Here is a 19,319-nt window from a genome sequence, read left to right on the forward strand (position 1 = left end):
ACCGACCATGGCGGGTGTCACGCGAGTAGCGTCGGCGAAGTGAGTGACTCCATCCGGTCGCAACCCACCGCGATCGACGTGCGCCAGCTGGACACCGTCGAATACCGCACCGCCTGGCGGCTGCAGCGCGACCTCGCCGACGCCCGGGTCGCCGGCGGGCCCGACACGCTGCTGCTGCTGCAGCACCCGGCGGTCTACACCGCCGGGCGGCGCACCGAGCCGCACGAGCGCCCGGTGGACGGCACGCCCGTGGTCGACACCGACCGCGGCGGCAAGATCACCTGGCACGGCCCCGGCCAGCTGGTCGGTTACCCGATCATCGGGCTGGCCGAGCCGCTCGACGTGGTGAATTACGTTCGGCGCCTTGAGGAATCGCTGATCAAGGTGTGCGCCGATCTGGGCCTGGGCACGATCCGGGTGGACGGCCGCTCGGGGGTGTGGGTGCCGGGCGGTGGCGGGCGGCCGGCGCGCAAGGTGGCCGCCATCGGGGTGCGGGTGTCGCGCGCCACCACACTGCACGGGTTCGCGCTCAACTGTGACTGCGATCTGGGGGCGTTCGGCGCCATCGTGCCGTGCGGCATCAGCGACGCCGGGGTGACGTCGCTGTCGGCCGAGCTGCACCGCGCCATCACCGTCGACGACGTCCGCGCGGCCGTCGCGGCCGCGGTGTGCGACGCGCTGGACGGCGTCCTGCCGGTCCGGGACCATCACGAGGCCGCCCGCGTAGCATCGACGATGTGACTGTCGCTCCCGAAGGCCGCAAACTGCTGCGCCTGGAGGCGCGCAACGCCCAAACGCCGATCGAGCGCAAGCCGCCGTGGATCAAGACCCGGGCCCGGATGGGTCCGGAGTACACCGAGTTGAAGAGCCTGGTCCGCCGGGAAGGCTTGCACACGGTGTGCGAAGAGGCCGGCTGCCCCAACATCTTCGAGTGCTGGGAGGACCGCGAGGCCACCTTCCTGATCGGCGGCGACCAGTGCACCCGTCGCTGCGACTTCTGCCAGATCGACACGGGAAAGCCCGCCGAGCTCGACCGGGACGAGCCGCGCCGGGTCGCCGAGAGCGTGCGCACGATGGGGCTGCGCTACGCCACGGTCACCGGCGTCGCCCGCGACGACCTGCCCGACGGCGGGGCATGGCTGTACGCGGAGACCGTGCGCGCCATCAAAGAGCTCAACCCGTCGACCGGCGTCGAACTGTTGATCCCCGACTTCAACGGCGCGCCCGCCCGGCTCGCCGAGGTCTTCGAGTCGCGCCCGGAAGTGTTGGCGCACAACGTCGAAACCGTGCCCCGCATCTTCAAGCGGATCCGGCCCGCCTTCACCTACCAGCGCAGCCTGGGCGTGCTGACCGCGGCGCGCGAGTTCGGGCTGGTCACCAAGAGCAACCTCATCCTCGGCATGGGCGAGAACCCCGACGAGGTGCGCACCGCGCTGGCCGACCTGCACGACGCGGGCTGCGACATCGTGACCATCACCCAGTACCTGCGCCCCTCGGCGCGCCACCACCCCGTCGAACGGTGGGTGCGGCCCGAGGAGTTCGTCGAGTTCGCCCGCCACGCCGAGGGGCTGGGCTTTTCCGGCGTGCTGGCCGGGCCGCTGGTGCGATCGTCGTACCGGGCCGGGCGGCTCTACGAGCAGGCCGCCCGCAGCCGCGCCGCGGCGGGGTAGCCGCAGTCGCGCATACGTATTCTTGGTGACTATGGCTAAACCCCGCACCACCGCTGAGAACAAGGCCGCCGCGGCACAGGCGAAGGCCGCCCGCAAGGCCGCCGCGCGGGAGCGCCGCGCCCAGCTGTGGCAGGCCTTCAACATGCAGCGTCAAGAGGACAAGCGGCTGTTGCCGTACATGATCGGCGCCTTCGTGCTGATCGTGGGCATCTCGGTGGCCGTGGCGCTGTGGGCCGGCGGGCTGACCATGATCACGATCATCCCGCTCGGCGTGCTGCTGGGCGGCCTGGTCACCTTCATCATTTTCACCCGGCGCGCCCAGCGATCGGTCTTCAGCAAGGCCGAAGGCCAGGCCGGCGCCGCGGCGTGGGTGCTGGACAACATGCGCGGCAAGTGGCGGGTGACCCCCGGCGTCGCCGCGACCGGTCACTTCGACGCGGTGCACCGGGTGCTCGGCCGCCCCGGCGTCATCCTGGTCGGCGAGGGATCGGCTACCCGGGTCAAACCGCTGCTGGCCCAAGAGAAGAAGCGCACCGCCCGCCTGGTCGGCGAAGCGCCGATCTACGACATCATCGTCGGCAACGACGAGGGCGAGGTTCCCCTGGCCAAGCTGGAGCGCCACCTCAACCGCCTGCCGCACAACATCACCGTCAAGCAGATCGACACCCTCGAATCGCGGCTGGCGGCGCTGAGCTCGCGCGCCGGGGCCGGCGTCCTGCCCAAGGGGCCGCTGCCCAACGCGGGCAAGATGCGCGGGGTGCAGCGCACGGTGCGCCGCCGGTAACGGACGCGGCGAGGCCGGGCGCCGCCAACTCTCAGCATCGCCAGGGCCGGGCGGCGGCTCAAATTCGGCGCCAAATTCACGTAGCGATCCCACAGCGGCACCGACCGAGTGCGGTCGGTTTCGGGGGACCCCGTCTGTGCCTTCTTTCACTTTGCAGGCGATCCGACATCCGCCTCACTGCCCAGGGTGTGGTACTCCATGATCGGGTCGGTAAGACCAACACCCACCGACTCCACACCGAACATCTTGCGGCAGAGCCGATCCTGGCACTGTCGCGGCTGACCGCAACGTTTCTGGACCGCCTGGAAGCGCACCTGGGCGGGTGGGGCGAGGCGCTCAAGTACGCTGCGGTGTTCGGCTCGGCATTCACTCGTCGAGCGGGATCCACCGCGATGCCGTCACTCTGCTGCAAACGGCGGACAGGCAATCCCAAAAATACCTGAGCACCCCTGCTGGGCTTGAAGAATAAGGCGACGCACGCCCACCAAGCCCTGTCCACCGCCGAGTGCAGAAAGATGAACCGCGCCGCTTCTCATCTAGTCGAGGCGGCCAAGCGGGCTGGCGTCAGCAAGTCAGGCCGGACAGAGGAAAAAGCCAGCGACCCGATCGGTGAAGGCGGGTTAAGTTCGGCCTTGCCCCAGATCTCCCAGGCTGCGGCGGATCTAGCGCCTCAGCACTGCGGTCCCGCTCAGCCGATCGTGGATGCCACGGCCATCCGAGTCGGTGAACAACGCCGGGATGACGGCCGCGACCAGCAGCCCCCGCAACACCAGCCGGCCGATCCCGACCGGCAAACGCCCGTCGACGGCCGCCACCTGCAGCCCCAGCGCCAGCTGCCCCGGGGTGAAGCTGAACAGCCGCACCGCCACCACGCCGAGCACCAGCCAGATCAGCAGCACCGCGGTGGCCAGCGTCCGCTCGGAGTAGGCGCCCAACGCCATGGCCAGCGCGGCCAGGCCGTAGCAGATCAGCCAATCGATCATCAGCGCGGCCAGCCGGCGGCCCGTCGACGCCAGCGAGCCGGACCCGCTTTCCGGCAACCCGAGCCGCTCGCCGGGATAGGTCGATCGCGACTCCGGCAAACCCCCGGTCATCGGCCGGTTCTGCCGGCCCGACCGGCACGCGCCGCCGGCTCGATGCGCCGCCGGGGCCAGTCGGTGCGCGGGTGCCCCGGACCAGATACGATCTTGCCGTCCATGGCCCCACAATAGAACCCGCCAGCAACCCGGGATCCGACGCGGGAAGCGTGGTCACGTAACCTCTGCGCAACATCGGGTTGACTGACGGGCAACATGGGCTCCATAGCGTCAGGCCGCGGATTACCAAGTAAAGGAGCACCCTGTGACGGAAATGACGCCCGACGACGTCTTCAAACTCGTCAAGGACGAAGACGTCGAGTTTGTCGACGTCCGGTTCTGTGACCTGCCTGGCATCATGCAGCACTTCACGATTCCGGCGTCGTTCTTCGACGAAAGCGTTTTCGAGGACGGCTTGGCATTCGACGGCTCGTCGATTCGCGGCTTCCAGTCGATCCACGAATCCGACATGCTGCTCCTGCCCGATCCCCAGACGGCGCGCATTGATCTGTTCACCGAAGCCAAGACGCTGAACATGAACTTCTTCGTGCACGACCCGTTCACCCTCGAGCCCTACTCGCGCGACCCCCGCAACATCGCCCGCAAGGCGGAGAACTACCTGATCAGCACCGGCGTCGCCGACACCGCGTACTTCGGCGCCGAGGCCGAGTTCTACATCTTCGACTCGGTGAGCTTCGACTCGCGCACCAACGGCTCGTTCTACGAGGTGGACGCCATCTCGGGGTGGTGGAACACCGGCGAGCCCAACGAGAGCGACGGCAGCCCCAACCGCGGCTACAAGGTCCGCCCCAAGGGCGGGTACTTCCCCGTTGCCCCCGTCGACCACTACGTCGACCTGCGCAACCGGATGCTGCACAACCTGATCGCGTCGGGTTTCAGCCTGGAGAAGGGCCACCACGAGGTGGGCAGCGGCGGGCAGGCCGAGATCAACTACAAGTTCAACACGTTGCTGCACGCGGCCGACGACATGCAGTTGTACAAGTACATCGTCAAGAACACCGCCTGGCAGGCCGGCAAGACCGTCACCTTCATGCCCAAGCCGCTGTTCGGTGACAACGGCTCCGGGATGCACACCCACCAGTCGCTGTGGAAGGACGGCAGCCCGTTGATGTACGACGAGACGGGCTACGCCGGTCTGTCGGACACCGCGCGCCACTACATCGGCGGCCTGCTGCACCACGCGCCGTCGCTGCTGGCGTTCACCAACCCGACGGTGAACTCCTACAAGCGCCTGGTTCCCGGCTTCGAGGCGCCGATCAACCTGGTGTACAGCCAGCGCAACCGTTCGGCGTGTGTGCGCATCCCGATCACGGGCAGCAACCCGAAGGCCAAGCGGCTCGAGTTCCGTTGCCCCGACTCGTCGGGCAACCCGTACCTGGCGTTCTCGGCCATGCTGATGGCCGGCCTGGACGGCATCAAGAACAAGATCGAGCCGCAGGCGCCGGTCGACAAGGACCTCTACGAGCTGCCGCCCGAAGAGGCCGCCAACATCCCGCAGGCGCCCACCCAGCTGTCCGCGGTGATCGACCGCCTGGAAGAGGACCACGAATACCTCACCGAGGGCGGCGTTTTCACGCCCGACCTGATCGAAACGTGGATCAGCTTCAAGCGCGAGAACGAAATTCTGCCGGTCCAGATCCGGCCGCACCCGTACGAGTTCTCGCTGTACTTCGACGTGTAAGTCGTCAGGCGACGCCGCCCGCCCGGTTTGCTTGCCGGGCGGGCGGTTTCGTCTTCACCGTCGCGGTGTCGCGGCCCGGCTCATTGCGGATCGAACTTCGCGATGAGCCACTTATCGTCCACCTTGGCCAGGCCTACCCGCACCGAGCTCGACGCGGTCGAGGGCGACGGCTTGTCCGTGCTGGTCGTGGTTTGATTGACGAAGACCAGGACGGCGGCGTTTTGGCTGGTTAGGGACTCGACGCCGGCGCGAAGAACGGTGGCTGTGGTGGTGACGCGCTTCTCCCGCGCGGCCGGCGTAACGACCTGAGTGGTGAATTGCTTGTAGTAAGTGAGGAAGTCGCCGGTGAGCATCGCCGCGGCTTCGCTGAAGTCGTGTTCAAGAGTCTCCGGTGAATAGGTCAACAGCTTCGTGGTGCCGGTGCTCGCGGCCTGTGTGACCGCTTGCCTCTCGGCGGGCTGGTCGGCGACCGGTGGCAATTGCCGGCTCTTGAGCGCGAATTCCCAACTGCCCAGCGTCGCACCGGCCAAAGCGGCGGCGCTCAGCACGAACACAAGAGCCCACCACACCACGCGCCGCAGCGTTGCCGCGGTCATTGCACGAACTCCACCTTGGAAGCCTTGTACGCGTCGCCGACCTTTTCGACTTGGATCTCCAACCGCCAGCTTCTCGGTTCTTGCGACGCTCCAGCGTTGTTGGTGACTTTCGACGTCGCGGCCACCAGAACGTGAGCCGTCGTGCCGCTTATCGAGCTCAGGCCGGCGCTGTTGACGGTGCCCTGGGTCGTTACGTTCGAAGCGACGACCGTCTGCCTGAAGTCCGCGCTTTTACTTGCAAAGTCGTCATGAAACGACCCCGTCGATCCGTCCAGGATGCGCTGGATATCGCCGTCCACCGATTGAGCGCTGAGGCTGGTGAGCGACACGGCGAACTGTTTCGCGTAGTCGAGGTAAGGCTGCCACTGCGGCGCGGCGGTCGATGGCCGTGGATTCGGGCGTAGGACCTCGGTGACCGCGAAAGCCGCCGAGCCGCAAAGCAGTACGGCCAGGAAGAGGATCGGTATGACCGTCGCCGCGCGCACAGCGGGCCGCTTCGGCGAGGCAGGCGGCGCGCCCGGGCCCCACGCCGCAGGCATCGGCGACCAAACGGGCCGGGTGTACTCCGGACGGGTCGCGCCGTGGTAAGCACCCACGGCGGCGATGCGGTCGCTGAGCGCGCGCGCAAAGTCAAGGCATCGCGGGTAGCGTTCCGCGGGATTCTTCGCCAGCGCTCTCGACAACACCGGGTCTAGATGTGCCAACTCGGGGCGAAATGCGGCCAGCCGTGGCGGGGGTGCGTTCAGATGCTTGCTGACGACGACCGCGGGGTTGGAATCCCGGAACGGCGGCACACCGGCTAGCAGGTGGAAAGCGCTGGCGCCCAAGGCGTATTGATCGGCTCTGCCGTCCATCGATCCGCCCATGAGTTGTTCGGGGGCCGCATACCCGACCGAGCCGATGGTCATGTTGGTCGCCGTCAGGCCGCTGATGTCGTCAGTTCGCCGGGCAATACCGAAGTCAGCTAACAAGGTTCGTCGTCGTTCCCCGTTGGCTCCGGTGAGCAGGATGTTCGCCGGTTTGACGTCGCGATGCAACAGCTTGCGCTGGTGGGCATAGTCGAGCGCGTCGGCGACGGCGGTGACGATCTCGAGCGCGTCCGGTTCGGCGAGCCCATTCGGATGATGCTCGCGCAGCAATCGCACCGCGTCGGTGCCGTCGACGTAATCCATCGCGATCCAAAGTTGCCCGTCGTACTCGCCGCGATCGTGCAGGCCCACGATGTTGGGATGCCGCAAAGTTGCCGCCAGGTCGGCTTCTCGATTGAACCGCTCGCGAAACTCCCGGTCGTCGGTCAACGATGCGGGCAGGATCTTCAGTGCGTCCTGCCTCGGCAGCCTGGGATGCTGCGCCAGGTAAACCTCGCCCATCCCCCCGACGCCGAGCAGTCGTTGAATCGTGTAACCAGCAAAAGTCGCCCCGCTCGCCAGTGGCATGCGCCGAATATTAGTCGCCGCCGAAAGGTCCGCACGTCACAGAAATTCGCCGGGCCCGGCGGAGGCGTAGATGCCGGTGCGCTCAGTTAGGCCGACGCCCCAGGATCCCGCGCGTCATCCTGACCGGCTGGCCCTCGGCCATCTCGACCACCTCCAGCCAGCCGCCGGGCGCGACGTAATGGCGCTCGACGTCCTCGCGGTGCATGTTGATGATCAGCACGCCGGCGTCGGTCACCTCGTAGCTGTCGAACGCGCCGTAGTCGCGCGGTTCGCCGTTGCTGAAAACAACCGTAAAAGCCACGCGTAAAAGCTTAACCGTCGAGCGCAAGGTCCTTGCGGAACCGCCGCATGCCGTCGATCTTGTCGTCGAGCGTGGCGTCCGGTCCGGCGTAGAACATCCACGGCATGGTGATGATGCCGGTGATACCGGCGTCGGCGGCGCGGCGGTAGTCCGCGGTGGTGACGGCGTCGGTCAGTGGCGTCAAGATGGCGAAATCGTCTAGGCCCAAACCGTTTTCGGTTCGCAGCTCGCGCAGCCGGCCCACCGCCTCGATGGCCCGGTCGGTCTTGATCAGGTCACCGATCCAGCCGTCGTTGCGGGCCGCGCGCCGCAGCGCCGCCTCGCTGAGCCCGCCGACGTAGACGGGGATGGGCGGCGGCGTCGGCTGCATCTCCAGCCGCGGGGTCGGGTAGAACTGGCCGTCGAACTCCGTCCAGCCCGGGCTCCAGAGCGCCCGCATCAGCTCGATGATCTCGTCGGTGCGTTTGCCGCGGGCGTCGAACCGCTCGCCCATCAACGCGAATTCCTCCCGGCACCAGCCGACGCCGATGCCGAGCTCCACCCGGCCCGACGCCAGGACCGCCGCGGTGCCAATGGCTTTGGCCGCCGAGTAGGGGTTGCGCATGGCGGGGATGTATACGGTGGTGACGAACCGCAGCCGGGCGGTCACCTGCGCCAGCGCGCCGACGAGCACCCAGGGGTCGGGCCAGTCCGTGAACGGCTGCCAACGCCGTTGCCCGTCTTTGGTGTACGGGTACGGCGTGTCCAGGGTTTCGAGGTTGACGACGTGGTCGGGTATCCCGATGCCGTCGTAGCCGAGTTCGTCGGCGGCCCTGGCGATTTCGACGATCTCCCGGGTGTTCAGAAATGCGCTGCTGACGTAGAACTTCATTCGGATTCCCGCGCCCACGCCGGCATGACGAACACCCCTTCGGCCTCGACGGTCACCCCGGCGGAGTCGGAAATGTTGCCCCGCGCATAGGCTTTGACGCCCTCGGCGCGTTCGACCCACGCCTCGGAGCGCAGCGGCCCCAGCGGCGTGCCGCGCAGGTACTTGATGGTGATGGTCCCGGTGAACAGCGGCTTGGTCATGCCGACACTGGCCGCCTCGCCGAGCATGTGGTCGAGCACCAGGGCGCTGACGCCGCCGTGGACCAGGCCGGGCGGGCCCTCGTAGGCCGCGCCCAGCACGAACTCGCTCCAGCACCGGCCGCCGCCCTCGTGGTTAACCACCACCGGCGGGGCGATCGGGTTGCACTGGCCGATCACGGCGTTCCCCAACGGCACCGGGCGGTCGTCGACGCGGTAGCTCACCCCGGCGGGCCGGGTGCCCTGGCTCAGCAACGATGCGGTGGCCGCCCGAATCGCGATGCGCGCCTGCGCGACGAGCTCGTCGTCAGCCTGGGTGCGGATGGTGGCGTCGATGAGCTCGCGGACCGCCTCGGCCAGCGGCGCATAGGTCGACGTGACCCGGTCGAGCTCCTCTTCGCTTAACACCTCAAACGTGGCTTCCAACGATCCGCCTTTCGCCCGACTCAACTCCCGAAAACCTTGCGCACCACGGCTTTTGCCCGGCGCGTTACCCGCAGATAGTTGTCCAGGAATGCGCCGCCGTCATCGGTGGGCCATCCCGCGGCCACCGCGACGGCGTTGAGCTGGCGCCCGGGGCCCGGCAGCTGGTCGGTGGGCTTGCCGCGCACCAGCACCAGCGCGTTGCGGGCGCGGGTCGCGGTGAGCCAGGCCTGCCGCAGCAGGTCGACCTCGTCGATGGGCACCAGGCCGGCGCTGGCGATCGCGTCCAACGAGTCCAGCGTCGAGGTGTTGTGCAGCGCCGGCACCTCGTGGGCGTGGCGCAGCTGCATGAGCTGCACCGTCCACTCGATGTCGGCCAGTCCCCCGCGGCCCAGCTTGGTGTGGGTATTTGGGTCGGCACCCCGGGGCAACCGCTCGGCCTCCACGCGGGCCTTCATGCGGCGGATCTCGCGCACCGCCTCGGCCGACACGCCGTCGGGCGGGTACCGCGTCTGGTCGGCCATCAGCAGGAACCGCTGGCCCAGCTCGGCGTCGCCCGCGACGGCGTGCGCGCGCAGCAGTGCCTGGATCTCCCACGGTTGCGCCCATTGGGAGTAGTAGGCGGCATAGGAACCCAGCGTGCGGACCAGCGGGCCGTTGCGGCCCTCGGGCCGCAGGTTGGCGTCGACCTCCAGCGGCGGGTCGACGCTGGGCGTCCCCAGCAGCGCCCGCACCTGCTCGGCGATCGACGTCGCCCACCGCACCGCCTGCGCGTCGTCGGCGCCGCTGGCCGGCTCGCAGACGAACATCACGTCGGCGTCCGAGCCGTAGCCCAGCTCGGCGCCCCCGAGCCTGCCCATGCCGATCACAGCGATGGCCGCCGGCGCCTTCTCGCCGCGCGGCAGGTTGGCGCGGATCATCGCGTCCAGCGCCGCCTGCAGCACCGCCACCCACACCGACGTGAGCGCCCTGCACACTTCTCGGACCTCGAGAAATCCGAGCAGGTCGGCCGAGCCGATGCGGGCCAGCTCGCGGCGGCGCAGCGTGCGCGCGCCCGCGATCGCCCGCACCGGATCGGCGTAGCGGCTCGCCGAGGCGACCAGCGCGCGGGCCACCGCTTCGGGTTCCGTCTCGAGCAGCTTCGGGCCGGCCGGCCCGTCGCTGTAATCCTGAATCACCCTGGGCGCGCGCATCAACAGGTCGGGCACGTAGGTGGACGTCCCCAGCACGTGCATCAGCCGCTTGGCCACCGCGGGCTTGTCGCGCAGCGTGGACAAATACCAGCTCTCCCCCGCCAGCGCCTCGGACAGGCGCCGGTACGCCAGCAGGCCGCCGTCGGGGTCGGGTGCGTACGACATCCAGTTCAGCAGCCGCGGCAGCAGCACCGCTTGCACCCGGCCGCGCCGCCCGCTCTGATTGACCAACGCCGACATGTGCTTGAGCGCCGTCTGCGGGCCCTCGTAGCCCAACGCGGCCAGCTGCCGCTCCGCGGCCTCCGACGTCATGCCGTGCGAGATCGCGAGGCCGGCGGGCGCGATCGACTCAAGAAGTGGTTGGTAGAAGAGCTTGGCGTGCAGCTGGGACACCCGCACGTTCTGGTGCCTGAGCTCCTCGCGCAGCACCCCGGCCGCGTCGTGCCGGCCGTCCGGGCGGATGTGGGCGGCCCGTGCCAGCCAGCGCACCGCCTCCTCGTCGTCGACCTCCGGCAGCAGGTGGGTGCGCTTGAGCCGCTGCAGCTGCAATCGGTGCTCGAGCAGCCGCAAAAACTCGTAGGAGGCGGTGAGGTTGGCCGCGTCCTCGCGGCCGATGTAGCCGCCCCGGCCCAACGCGGCCAGCGCGTCGACGGTCGACGCCACGTGCAGCGACTCGTCGTTGCGGCCGTGCACCAGCTGCAGCAGCTGCACCGCGAATTCCACGTCGCGCAGCCCGCCGCTGCCGAGCTTGATCTCGCGGGCCCGCACGTCGGCCGGCACCAGCTGCTCGACGCGGCGGCGCATCGCCTGCACCTCGGCCACGAAATCCTCGCGCTCGCAGGCGACCCACACCATCGGCATCAAGGCGGCGATGTAGCGCTCGCCGAGTTCGGCGTCGCCCACCGCGGGGCGGGCCTTCAGCAGCGCCTGAAACTCCCACGTCTTGGCCCAGCGCTGGTAGTACGCGACGTGCGACTCGAGCGTGCGCACCAGCTCGCCGCTGCGGCCCTCGGGGCGCAGGCCGGCGTCGACGGCGAAGAACGCCTCCGAAGCCAGCCGCATCATCTCGCTGGCCACCCGGGCGCTTTGGGCGTCGGCGCGCTCGGCGACGAAGATGACGTCGACGTCACTGACGTAATTCAGTTCGCGCGCACCGCATTTGCCCATCGCGATGACCGCCAGCCGCGGCGGGGTGCGGTCGCCGCACACCGTCGCCTCGGCCACCCGCAGCGCGGCCGCCAGCGCCGCGTCGGCGATGTCGGACAGGTGGGCGGAAACCTCCGTGAACGGCAGCACCGGCTCGTCCTCGACCGTCGCGGCCAGGTCCAGGGCGGCCAGCACCAGCAGCCGGTCGCGGTACAACGCCTGCAGGCGCGGCACGACCGAGCCCGCGGTGGCCAACGCCTCTTCGGCGGCGCCGGTGAACTCCGCGCGCAGCTCCTCGTGCGAGGGCAGGGTGACCTTGCCGCGCAACAGCTTCCACGATTGCGGGTGCGCGGCCAGGTGATCGCCCAGCGCCAGCGACGAGCCGAGGACCGCGAACAGCCGGCCGCGCAGATCGCGTTCGGTGAGCAGCGCGGCGTTGAGCTCGTCCCACCCGGTCTCGGGGTTTTCCGCCAACCGGATCAGCGTGCGCAGCGCGGCGTCGGGATCCGGCGCGCGCGACAGCGACCAGAGCCGGTCGACGTAGGCCTGGTCGTCGTGGTCGTACCAACCCAGCTGCGCCAGCCGGTCGCCGGCGGGCGGGTCGATCAACCCGAGCCGGCCGACACCGGGCAGCTTGGGGCGTTCGGTCGCGGGCTTGGTCACGTCCAAGACGGTAGCGCAACCGGCCCGAGACGGGCCTACAGCGACAGGTAGGTGCTCAGCTCGTAGGGCGTGACGTGGCTGCGGTAGTTAGCCCACTCCGCGCGCTTGTTGCGCAGGAAGAAGTCAAACACGTGCTCCCCCAATGTCTCCGCGACGAGTTCGGAGGACTCCATGGCGCGCAGCGCGCTGTCGAGGCTGGTGGGCAGCTCGCGGTAGCCCATCGTCTGCCGCTCCTCGGCGGTCAGGTCCCACAGGTTGTCCTCGGCCTGCGGCCCGAGCACGTAGCCTTTCTCGACGCCGCGCAGGCCGGCGGCCAGCAGCACCGCGAACGTCAGGTACGGGTTGCACGCCGAGTCGGGGCTGCGCACCTCGATCCGCCGCGACGACGTCTTGTGCGGGGTGTACATCGGCACCCGCACCAACGCCGAGCGGTTGGCCGCCCCCCACGACGCCGCCGTCGGGGCCTCGCCGCCCTGGACCAGCCGCTTGTAGGAGTTGACCCATTGGTTGGTGACCGCGCTGATCTCCGAGGCGTGCTCGAGGATCCCGGCGATGAACGACTTGCCCACGTCCGACAGCTGCAGCGGGTCGTCGGGGCTGTGGAACGCGTTGACCTCGCCCTCGAACAGGCTCATGTGGGTGTGCATCGCCGAGCCGGGATGTTCGGCGAAGGGCTTGGGCATGAACGACGCCCGGGCACCGTTTTCGATCGCGACCTCCTTGATGACGTAGCGGAACGTCATCACGTTGTCGGCCATCGACAGCGCGTCGGCGAAGCGCAGGTCGATCTCCTGCTGGCCGGGCGCGCCCTCGTGGTGGCTGAACTCCACGGAGATGCCCATGAACTCCAGCGACTCGATCGCGTGCCGGCGGAAGTTGGACGCCGAGTCGTGCACCGCCTGGTCGAAGTAGCCGGCGGTGTCGACGGGAACCGGCCGCGACCCGTCGTCGGGACCGGGCTTGAGCAGGAAGAATTCGATCTCGGGGTGCACGTAGCAGGAAAAGCCGAGGTCGTTGGCCTTCTGCAGCTGGCGCCGCAGCACGTGCCGCGGGTCGGCCCACGACGGCGAGCCGTCGGGCATGGTGATGTCGCAGAACATGCGCGCCGAGTGGTGGTGGCCGGAGGGCGTGGCCCAGGGCAGCACCTGGAAGGTCGACGGATCGGGGTTGGCCACGGTGTCGGATTCGGAGACCCGCGCGAAGCCCTCGATCGAGGAGCCGTCGAAGCCGATGCCCTCCTCGAAGGCGCCTTCGAGCTCGGCCGGGGCGATCGCGACCGACTTGAGGTAGCCGAGCACGTCGGTGAACCAGAGCCGAACGAAGCGGATGTCTCGCTCCTCGAGCGTGCGCAGGACGAATTCCTTCTGTCGATCCATACCCGAACACTAGGCAACACCTGTTAAATCTGTGTTACCGAGGCCCGCTCAGAACGGTTGCCGACCCCCCAAACGGGTCCGCTCAGGGCTGGCAGCGCAGCGCAGCGGGCGGCGGCACCCCGGCGACGAGGTACCGCACCACCGCCGTGTCGACGCACTGGTCGCCGTTGAACACCGCGGTGTGCTGGGTGCCGTCGTAGGTGATCAGCGGCGCGCCCAGCTGGCGGGCCAGGTTCACGCCGGCCTGGTACGGGGTGGCCGGGTCGTGCGTGGTTGAGACGACGACGACCTTGCCGGCGGGCATGGGCGGCGCGGCGTGCGGCCTCGACGTGGCGGGCACCGGCCACAGCGCGCACAGGTCGCGGGGCGCGTTTCCGGTGAACTGCCCGTAGCTCAGGAACGGGGCGAGCTGGCGCATCTTCTGGTCGGCCGCGACCCACGTCGCCGAGTCCGTCGGCGTCGGCGCGTCGACGCAGCGCACCGCGTTGAACGCGTCCTGGTCGTTGCTGTAGTGGCCGTTTTTGTCACGGCCGTCGTAATCGTCGGCCAGCAACAGCAGGTCGCCGGCGTCGGTGCCGCGCTGCAGCCCGAGCAGCCCGCTGGTCAGGTACTTCCAGTGCTGCGGGGTGTAAAGGGCGTTGATGGTTCCCGTCGTCGCGTCGGCGTAGCTCAGGCCGCGCGGATCCGACGTCCGGCCCGGCTTGGTGGCCAGCGGGTCGATCAGCGCGTGGTAGCGGTTGACGAATTGCGCCGGATCGGTGCCCAGCGGGCAGGCCGGCGAGCGGGCGCAGTCCCTGGCGTAGTCGTTGAAAGCCGTTTGGAATCCGGCCATTTGGTTCACGTTCTCGGTGACCGGGTCGACCGTGGGGTCGATGGCGCCGTCGAGCACCATCGAACGCACGTGGTTACTGAAGCCCTCGAGGTAGGCGGTGCCCAGCTCGGTGCCGTAGCTGTACCCGAGGTAGCTGATCTGGTCCTCGCCCAGCGCCTGGCGGACCATGTCCATGTCCCGGGCGGCGGAGGCGGTGCCGGCGTTGGCCAAGAAGGCGCTGCCCATCCGGTCGGCGCATTGCTGCGCCAGCTGCCGGTAGAGCTGCTCGATGTGGGCCACACCCGCCGGGCTGTAGTCGACCATCGGTTCGCGCCGGTACGCGTCGAACTCGGCGTCGCTGCGGCACCGCAACTGCGGGGTCGAGTGGCCCACCCCTCGCGGGTCAAACCCCACCAGGTCGAAGCTGCGGGTGATGTCGCTGTTCTCCAGGTCCGAAGCCAGGCCGGCCACCATGTCGACGGCCGACGCGCCCGGCCCGCCCGGGTTGACCAACAGCGACCCGATCCGCCGGCCCGTCGCCGGCACCCGGATCACGGCCAACTTGGCTTGTGCGCCACCGGGATTGGCGTAATCGACCGGCACCGACACCGTCGTGCACTGGGCGGTGGGCAGGCCGCTGGTGTCGGTCAGGAATTGGCCGCAGCCGCCCCAGCCCGGTGGCCGCGCCGCCGCGACCGGCGGGGCGGGGCTCGGGGTCTGGCCCGCGCCGGGTTCCGGTGTGGCGTTTGCCACCGGCAGCGCCGATTGGCCCGCGACGAGCATCCCGAACGACAGCAGCGCCGAGCTCAGGGGTCTCAGGCGCGACATGGCAGCCATCGTTGCAGCCGCGAATACCCGAAGCGGCGCAAAACGATTACGCCTTGGTCTCGCCTCCCGCGTGCGTCGGCCTCACGCCCAACGTGCACTCACGGCGAAATTCAGCCGCGAATCTCGCCGTGAGTGCACGTTCGGCGAACCGGGCTCAGCACTTGGCGCCGCTGGGCGGCGTGTCACCACCGATCAGGTATTCGGTCACGTAGTCGTCGATGCAGCTGTCGCCCTGGAAGACCACCGTGTGCTGGGTGCCGTCGAAGGTGAGCAGCGAGCCGCGCAACTCCTGCGCCAGATCGACGCCGGCCTTGTAGGGAGTCGCCGGGTCATGGGTCGTCGACACCACCACGGTCGGCGCCAGGCCGGGCGCCGTGATGGCGTGCGGCTTGCTCGTCGGCGGCACCGGCCAGAACGCGCACGTGCCCAGCGGGGCGTCACCGGTGAACTGCCCGTAGCTCATGAACGGGGCGATCTCGCGCGATCGCCGGTCCTCGTCGATCACCTTGGCGCGATCCGTAATCGGCGGCTGGTCAACGCAATTGATCGCGACCCGCGCATCGGTGGCGTTGGTGTAATGGCCCTTGGGGTCGCGGCGCATGTACATGTCGGCCAGGGCGAGCAGGGTGTCGCCGCGGTGGTCGGCCAGCTCGGTCAGGCCGTCGGTCAGGTGGTGCCACAGCGTCGGCGAGTACAGCGCCATGATGGTGCCGACGATCGCGTCGGCGTAGCTCAACCCGCGCGGATCCTTCGTCGGTATCGGCCGGCCGACCATCTCGTTGTTCGGGTTGACCATCTGGTCGACGAGGCTGTGGTAGACCTCGACGGCCTTGGCCGGGTCGGTGCCCAGCGGACAGGTCGGTTGCTTGGCGCAGTCGGCGGCGAAGTCGTTGAACGCGTCCTGGAATCCCTTGGCCTGCCGCAGGTCCGCCTCGATGGGGTCGGCGTTGGGGTCGACGGCGCCGTCGAGGATCATCGCCCGCACCTTGGTCGGGTAGGCCTCCGCGTAGGCCGAGCCGATCCGGGTGCCGTAGGAGTAGCCCAGGTAGGTCAGCTTGTCGTCGCCGAGCGCCGCGCGGATGGCGTCCAGGTCGCGGGCGACGTTGACGGTCCCGACGTTGGCGAGAAACTTCTTGCCCAGCTTGTCGACGCAGCGGCCGACGAATTGCTTGGTCTCGTCCTCGATGTGGGCCACCCCCGCCGGGCTGTAGTCCACGTTCGGCTCGGTGCGCAGCCGGTCGTTGTCGGCGTCGGAGTTGCACCAGATGGCCGGGCGCGACGACGCCACCCCGCGCGGGTCGAAGCCCACCAGGTCGAACCGCTCGCGGATGCGCTTGGGCAACGTCTGCACCACGCCCAAGGCGGCTTCGATGCCGGACTCGCCGGGTCCGCCCGGGTTGATCACCAGCGAGCCGATCTTGTCGCCCGTGGCGGGAAAGCGGATCAGCGCCAGGGTCGCGACGTCACCGTCGGGGTGGTCGTAGTCGACCGGCACGGCCAGCCGCCCGCACAGGGCGCCGGCGGGGATCTTGGCCTGCGGGTTCGACGAGCGGCAGGGCGTCCACTCGACCGCCTGGCCCAGCTCGGGCCCCGCCATCACGGCCCGGCCGCCGATGACCCGAACGCAGCCCCCGAGCAGCAGCGCCACGGCAGCGACCGCCGTCCAGATCAGCAGCGTGCGCGCGAGCTTGTCGCGGCGAGTGGGGCTCATGACCACATATGGTGCCAGAGCAACCCTGAGATTTTGATGAGCGGCACCGCCGGCTTGTTATCCGGCGGCTGCCAGCAGTTCTTCCATCGCCACCGCGAAGTCGTCGGCCATCTCCCACAGGTCCGGAACCAGCTCCGGGCAGGAGATGAGCCCGACGTCCAACTTGCCGTTCAGCGACATCACGGTGATGTTGAGGCCCGACCCGTGAAAGATTGGCCCCAGCGGATACATCGCCTTGACTTCGCAGCCCAGAAAATACAGCGGCACCTGCGGGCCCGGGATGTTGGAGACCACCAGGTTGTGCACCGGCATGCTCGCGGTCAACCGCGTCCTGGCGTACAGGCGCATCGCGATGCCGAAGGCCGCCGGCGCGGCAAACTGCGACCAGTCCTGCAGCAGCGACTCCCCGATGACCGAGCTGTGTTCCTTTGCAACCGAATTCGCCTCCGCGATGGCCTTGAGGCGCTCCGCCGGGCCGGCCACCTGGGTGTGCAGGCGGGAAAACATCGCCGACACCTGGTTGCGGCCGGGGCGGTCGGACTTGCCGTGCACCGACACCGGCACCGCGGCCACCAGCGACGAATCCGGCAAGGCGTTGCGCTCGGCCAGGTACTGGCGCAGGACCCCCGACACCAGGGCCATCAGCACGTCGTTGACCTTGACGCCGAAGCGGTTCTTCACCTTCTTGACGTCCTCGAGGTCCAGCTGCGCGTAGGCGATGTTGCGGCGGCCGGTGATGCTGGCGTTGAACGCGGTCCGCGGCGCGGTGAACGGACGCGCCATCGCCTGGCCCTCGACGGCCTTGCGCACGGTCGCGACCACCGACGACACCGTCCGCGGCACCATGCCGGCCAGCTGCAGCGGCCGGGTGGCGAAGCGCACCAGCCCACCGGCGGCGATTTGCCAGCCGCTGCCGCCGCCGACGCCGTCCACCGGATCCGGCGGCGGCGCGTCGGCCTCGGTGGCGCACAGCTGCGACATCAGGTTGGCCCCGGTGACCCCGTCGACCCCGCAGTGGTGCACCTTGGTCATCACCGCCACGCGCCCGCGGCGGTGGCAATCGGTGCCGGCCACGCCTTCGATCACCCACATCTCCCACAGCGGCCGGCGCCGGTCCAGCGGCAACGACGCGATGTGCCCGCAAATCTCCGACAGCTCGGTGCGCCCGCCCGGCGGCGGCAGCCCGATGCGGTGCAGGTGGCGGTCGAGCTCGAAGCTCTCGTCGTCCACCCAGACCGGGTGATCGAGGTTGAGCGCGCTGTTGGCCAGCTTTTCCCGCAACTGCGGCATCGCCTTTAGGCGCAGCGACAGCGCCTCGCGCAGCCGGTCGAAGGTGTAGCCGCCGGGCATCGTCGAGGTGACCAGGTCGATAATCGAGCAAACATGCATGGGCTGCGACGGCGTCTCGAGGTACAAGAAACTGGCGTCGAGACCGCTGAGCCGCTGCATGGGCGCCAATGGTATGCGTCACACCGTTCGGGCGGTGCAATTGCGCAGAACAGGTGGCAAAATGTTCCGAGTCAGACGAACCCGGGGACCTACGGGCCACGAGGATCGAACCGACCACACCTGAGGACAATGATGTCTGAGCAAAACGTCTATGGCGCAAATCCGTCCGGTAGGCCGCTGACGAAGATCCGCACGCACCACCTGCAGAAAATGAAGGCCGAGGGCCACAAGTGGGCCATGCTGACGGCCTACGACTACTCGACCGCCCGCATCTTCGACGAGGCCGGCATCCCGGTGCTGCTGGTCGGCGACTCGGCGGCCAACGTCGTCTACGGCTACGACACCACCGTGCCCGTCTCGATCGACGAACTGATCCCGTTGGTCCGCGGCGTGGTGCGAGGCGCGCACCACGCGATGGTGGTCGCCGACCTGCCGTTCGGCAGCTACGAGGCGGGACCGACGGCCGCGCTGGCCGCCGCCACCCGGTTCATGAAGGAGGCCGGGGCGCACGCCGTCAAGCTCGAGGGCGGCGAGCGGGTGGCCGAGCAGATCGCCTGCCTGACCGCGGCGGGCATCCCGGTGATGGCGCACATCGGCTTCACGCCGCAAAGCGTGAACACGCTGGGCGGCTTCCGGGTGCAGGGCCGCGGCGACGCCGCGGAACAGACCGTCCACGACGCCATCGCCGTCGCCGAGGCCGGAGCGTTCTCGGTCGTCATGGAAATGGTGCCCGCCGAGCTGGCCACCCAGATCACCGGGAAGCTGACCATCCCGACCATCGGGATCGGGGCCGGCCCCAACTGCGACGCCCAGGTACTGGTGTGGCAGGACATGGCGGGCATGAGCGGCGCCAAGCCGCCCCGCTTCGTCAAGCGGTTCGCCGACATTGGAACCGAATTACACCGCGCCGCAACGCAATACGCGGAGGAAGTGGCCGGCGGCGTGTTCCCGGCCGACGAGCACTGCTTCTAGGCGCCGTCTCGCCGACCGACGCGTGAATCGCCCCCTCACCCGGCCGGAGCGTCGGCCGCGTGCGCCCGGGCTATTGCTGAAACCCCTTGCCCGGCAACGCTGGTAGGGTTGTTG

At 69.0% G+C, this 19,319-nt stretch carries 16 protein-coding genes and 1 pseudogene; 6 read left to right on the forward strand and 11 right to left on the reverse strand.

Annotated elements, in window-relative coordinates; all coding sequences use genetic code 11:
- The first annotated feature begins 39 nt into the window (after positions 1–39).
- The 4 genes and pseudogenes from lipB to AWC19_RS30505 all read left to right on the forward strand — a co-directional run.
- Positions 40–741, forward strand: coding sequence for a lipoyl(octanoyl) transferase LipB (gene lipB / locus AWC19_RS10235; protein WP_085077940.1), 702 nt, complete (start codon positions 40–42; stop codon positions 739–741).
- Entirely contained in the window at positions 738–1,670 is a 933-nt protein-coding gene (lipA, locus tag AWC19_RS10240) for a lipoyl synthase (RefSeq protein WP_085077941.1), read from the forward strand. Before lipB ends, lipA begins: the two co-directional genes overlap by 4 nt.
- 31 nt (positions 1,671–1,701) lie before the next feature.
- Positions 1,702–2,454, forward strand: coding sequence for a DUF4191 domain-containing protein (locus tag AWC19_RS10245; protein WP_085077942.1), 753 nt, complete (start codon positions 1,702–1,704; stop codon positions 2,452–2,454).
- Positions 2,455–2,624: 170 nt separating this feature from the next.
- A pseudogene (locus AWC19_RS30505) lies at positions 2,625–2,831 on the forward strand (nucleotidyltransferase domain-containing protein); the annotation flags it as partial.
- Between the two features lie 285 nt (positions 2,832–3,116).
- Here the strand turns inward: AWC19_RS30505 and AWC19_RS10260 are convergent.
- A complete protein-coding gene (locus AWC19_RS10260; protein ID WP_085077943.1) occupies positions 3,117–3,548 on the reverse strand; it encodes an RDD family protein in 432 nt (143 codons plus the stop codon).
- Between the two features lie 247 nt (positions 3,549–3,795).
- Here AWC19_RS10260 and glnA (AWC19_RS10265) point away from each other — a divergent pair, with 247 nt between their 5' ends.
- Positions 3,796–5,232 carry a type I glutamate--ammonia ligase gene (gene glnA / locus AWC19_RS10265; protein WP_085077944.1) on the forward strand — a complete coding sequence of 479 codons (1,437 nt, stop codon included), beginning with the start codon at positions 3,796–3,798 and terminating at the stop codon, positions 5,230–5,232.
- An 80-nt stretch (positions 5,233–5,312) separates the two neighbouring features.
- On the opposite strand, the gene AWC19_RS10270 is transcribed toward glnA (AWC19_RS10265), so the two are convergent.
- The 10 genes from AWC19_RS10270 to AWC19_RS10315 form a co-directional block, all read right to left on the reverse strand.
- Positions 5,313–5,828, reverse strand: coding sequence for a hypothetical protein (locus tag AWC19_RS10270; RefSeq protein WP_085077945.1), 516 nt, complete (start codon positions 5,826–5,828; stop codon positions 5,313–5,315).
- Complete coding sequence (locus AWC19_RS10275; RefSeq protein ID WP_085077946.1) at positions 5,825–7,264, reverse strand: serine/threonine-protein kinase; 1,440 nt, start codon at positions 7,262–7,264, stop codon at positions 5,825–5,827. The genes AWC19_RS10270 and AWC19_RS10275 overlap by 4 nt, the downstream gene beginning before the upstream one ends.
- A gap of 82 nt (positions 7,265–7,346) precedes the next feature.
- Complete coding sequence (locus tag AWC19_RS10280; protein ID WP_085077947.1) at positions 7,347–7,565, reverse strand: hypothetical protein; 219 nt, start codon at positions 7,563–7,565, stop codon at positions 7,347–7,349.
- 10 nt (positions 7,566–7,575) lie between these two features.
- Complete coding sequence (locus tag AWC19_RS10285; protein ID WP_085077948.1) at positions 7,576–8,436, reverse strand: TIGR03619 family F420-dependent LLM class oxidoreductase; 861 nt, start codon at positions 8,434–8,436, stop codon at positions 7,576–7,578.
- Complete coding sequence (locus AWC19_RS10290) at positions 8,433–9,059, reverse strand: PaaI family thioesterase (protein ID WP_085077949.1); 627 nt, start codon at positions 9,057–9,059, stop codon at positions 8,433–8,435. Before AWC19_RS10290 ends, AWC19_RS10285 begins: the two co-directional genes overlap by 4 nt.
- Before the next feature lie 20 nt (positions 9,060–9,079).
- Positions 9,080–12,064: a bifunctional [glutamine synthetase] adenylyltransferase/[glutamine synthetase]-adenylyl-L-tyrosine phosphorylase gene (locus tag AWC19_RS10295; RefSeq protein ID WP_085077950.1), complete on the reverse strand. Its 2,985-nt coding sequence runs from the start codon at positions 12,062–12,064 to the stop codon at positions 9,080–9,082.
- Between the two features lie 29 nt (positions 12,065–12,093).
- Positions 12,094–13,434, reverse strand: coding sequence for a type I glutamate--ammonia ligase (gene glnA / locus AWC19_RS10300; RefSeq protein ID WP_085077951.1), 1,341 nt, complete (start codon positions 13,432–13,434; stop codon positions 12,094–12,096).
- A gap of 82 nt (positions 13,435–13,516) precedes the next feature.
- On the reverse strand, positions 13,517–15,082 hold the full coding sequence (locus tag AWC19_RS10305; RefSeq protein WP_142281108.1) for an alpha/beta hydrolase: 1,566 nt from the start codon (positions 15,080–15,082) through the stop codon (positions 13,517–13,519).
- A gap of 145 nt (positions 15,083–15,227) precedes the next feature.
- Positions 15,228–16,784, reverse strand: a complete 1,557-nt coding sequence (locus AWC19_RS10310; protein ID WP_085077952.1) for an alpha/beta hydrolase — start codon at positions 16,782–16,784, stop codon at positions 15,228–15,230.
- 57 nt (positions 16,785–16,841) lie between these two features.
- Entirely contained in the window at positions 16,842–18,233 is a 1,392-nt protein-coding gene (locus AWC19_RS10315; RefSeq protein WP_085077953.1) for a WS/DGAT/MGAT family O-acyltransferase, read from the reverse strand.
- Between the two features lie 132 nt (positions 18,234–18,365).
- On the opposite strand from AWC19_RS10315, the gene panB reads away from it, so the two are divergent.
- Entirely contained in the window at positions 18,366–19,205 is an 840-nt protein-coding gene (gene panB, locus AWC19_RS10320) for a 3-methyl-2-oxobutanoate hydroxymethyltransferase (protein WP_085077970.1), read from the forward strand.
- Positions 19,206–19,319 lie beyond the last annotated feature (114 nt).

Origin of the sequence: Mycobacterium palustre (genome assembly GCF_002101785.1) — a bacterium.
GTDB classification, from domain to species: Bacteria; Actinomycetota; Actinomycetes; order Mycobacteriales; family Mycobacteriaceae; genus Mycobacterium; species Mycobacterium palustre.

Excerpts from the sequence above, each read along its gene's own strand:
- AWC19_RS10285 (WP_085077948.1), bottom strand. The coding sequence starts at position 8,436 with ATGAAGTTCTACGTCAGCAGCGCATTTCTGAACACCCGGGAGATCGTC.
- AWC19_RS10260 (WP_085077943.1), bottom strand. The coding sequence starts at position 3,548 with ATGACCGGGGGTTTGCCGGAGTCGCGATCGACCTATCCCGGCGAGCGG.
- AWC19_RS10275 (WP_085077946.1), bottom strand. The coding sequence starts at position 7,264 with ATGCCACTGGCGAGCGGGGCGACTTTTGCTGGTTACACGATTCAACGA.
- AWC19_RS10305 (WP_142281108.1), bottom strand. The coding sequence starts at position 15,082 with ATGGCTGCCATGTCGCGCCTGAGACCCCTGAGCTCGGCGCTGCTGTCG.
- panB (WP_085077970.1), top strand. The coding sequence starts at position 18,366 with ATGTCTGAGCAAAACGTCTATGGCGCAAATCCGTCCGGTAGGCCGCTG.
- AWC19_RS10315 (WP_085077953.1), bottom strand. The coding sequence starts at position 18,233 with ATGCAGCGGCTCAGCGGTCTCGACGCCAGTTTCTTGTACCTCGAGACG.
- AWC19_RS10270 (WP_085077945.1), bottom strand. The coding sequence starts at position 5,828 with ATGACCGCGGCAACGCTGCGGCGCGTGGTGTGGTGGGCTCTTGTGTTC.
- AWC19_RS10245 (WP_085077942.1), top strand. The coding sequence starts at position 1,702 with ATGGCTAAACCCCGCACCACCGCTGAGAACAAGGCCGCCGCGGCACAG.
- glnA (WP_085077951.1), bottom strand. The coding sequence starts at position 13,434 with ATGGATCGACAGAAGGAATTCGTCCTGCGCACGCTCGAGGAGCGAGAC.
- AWC19_RS10310 (WP_085077952.1), bottom strand. The coding sequence starts at position 16,784 with ATGAGCCCCACTCGCCGCGACAAGCTCGCGCGCACGCTGCTGATCTGG.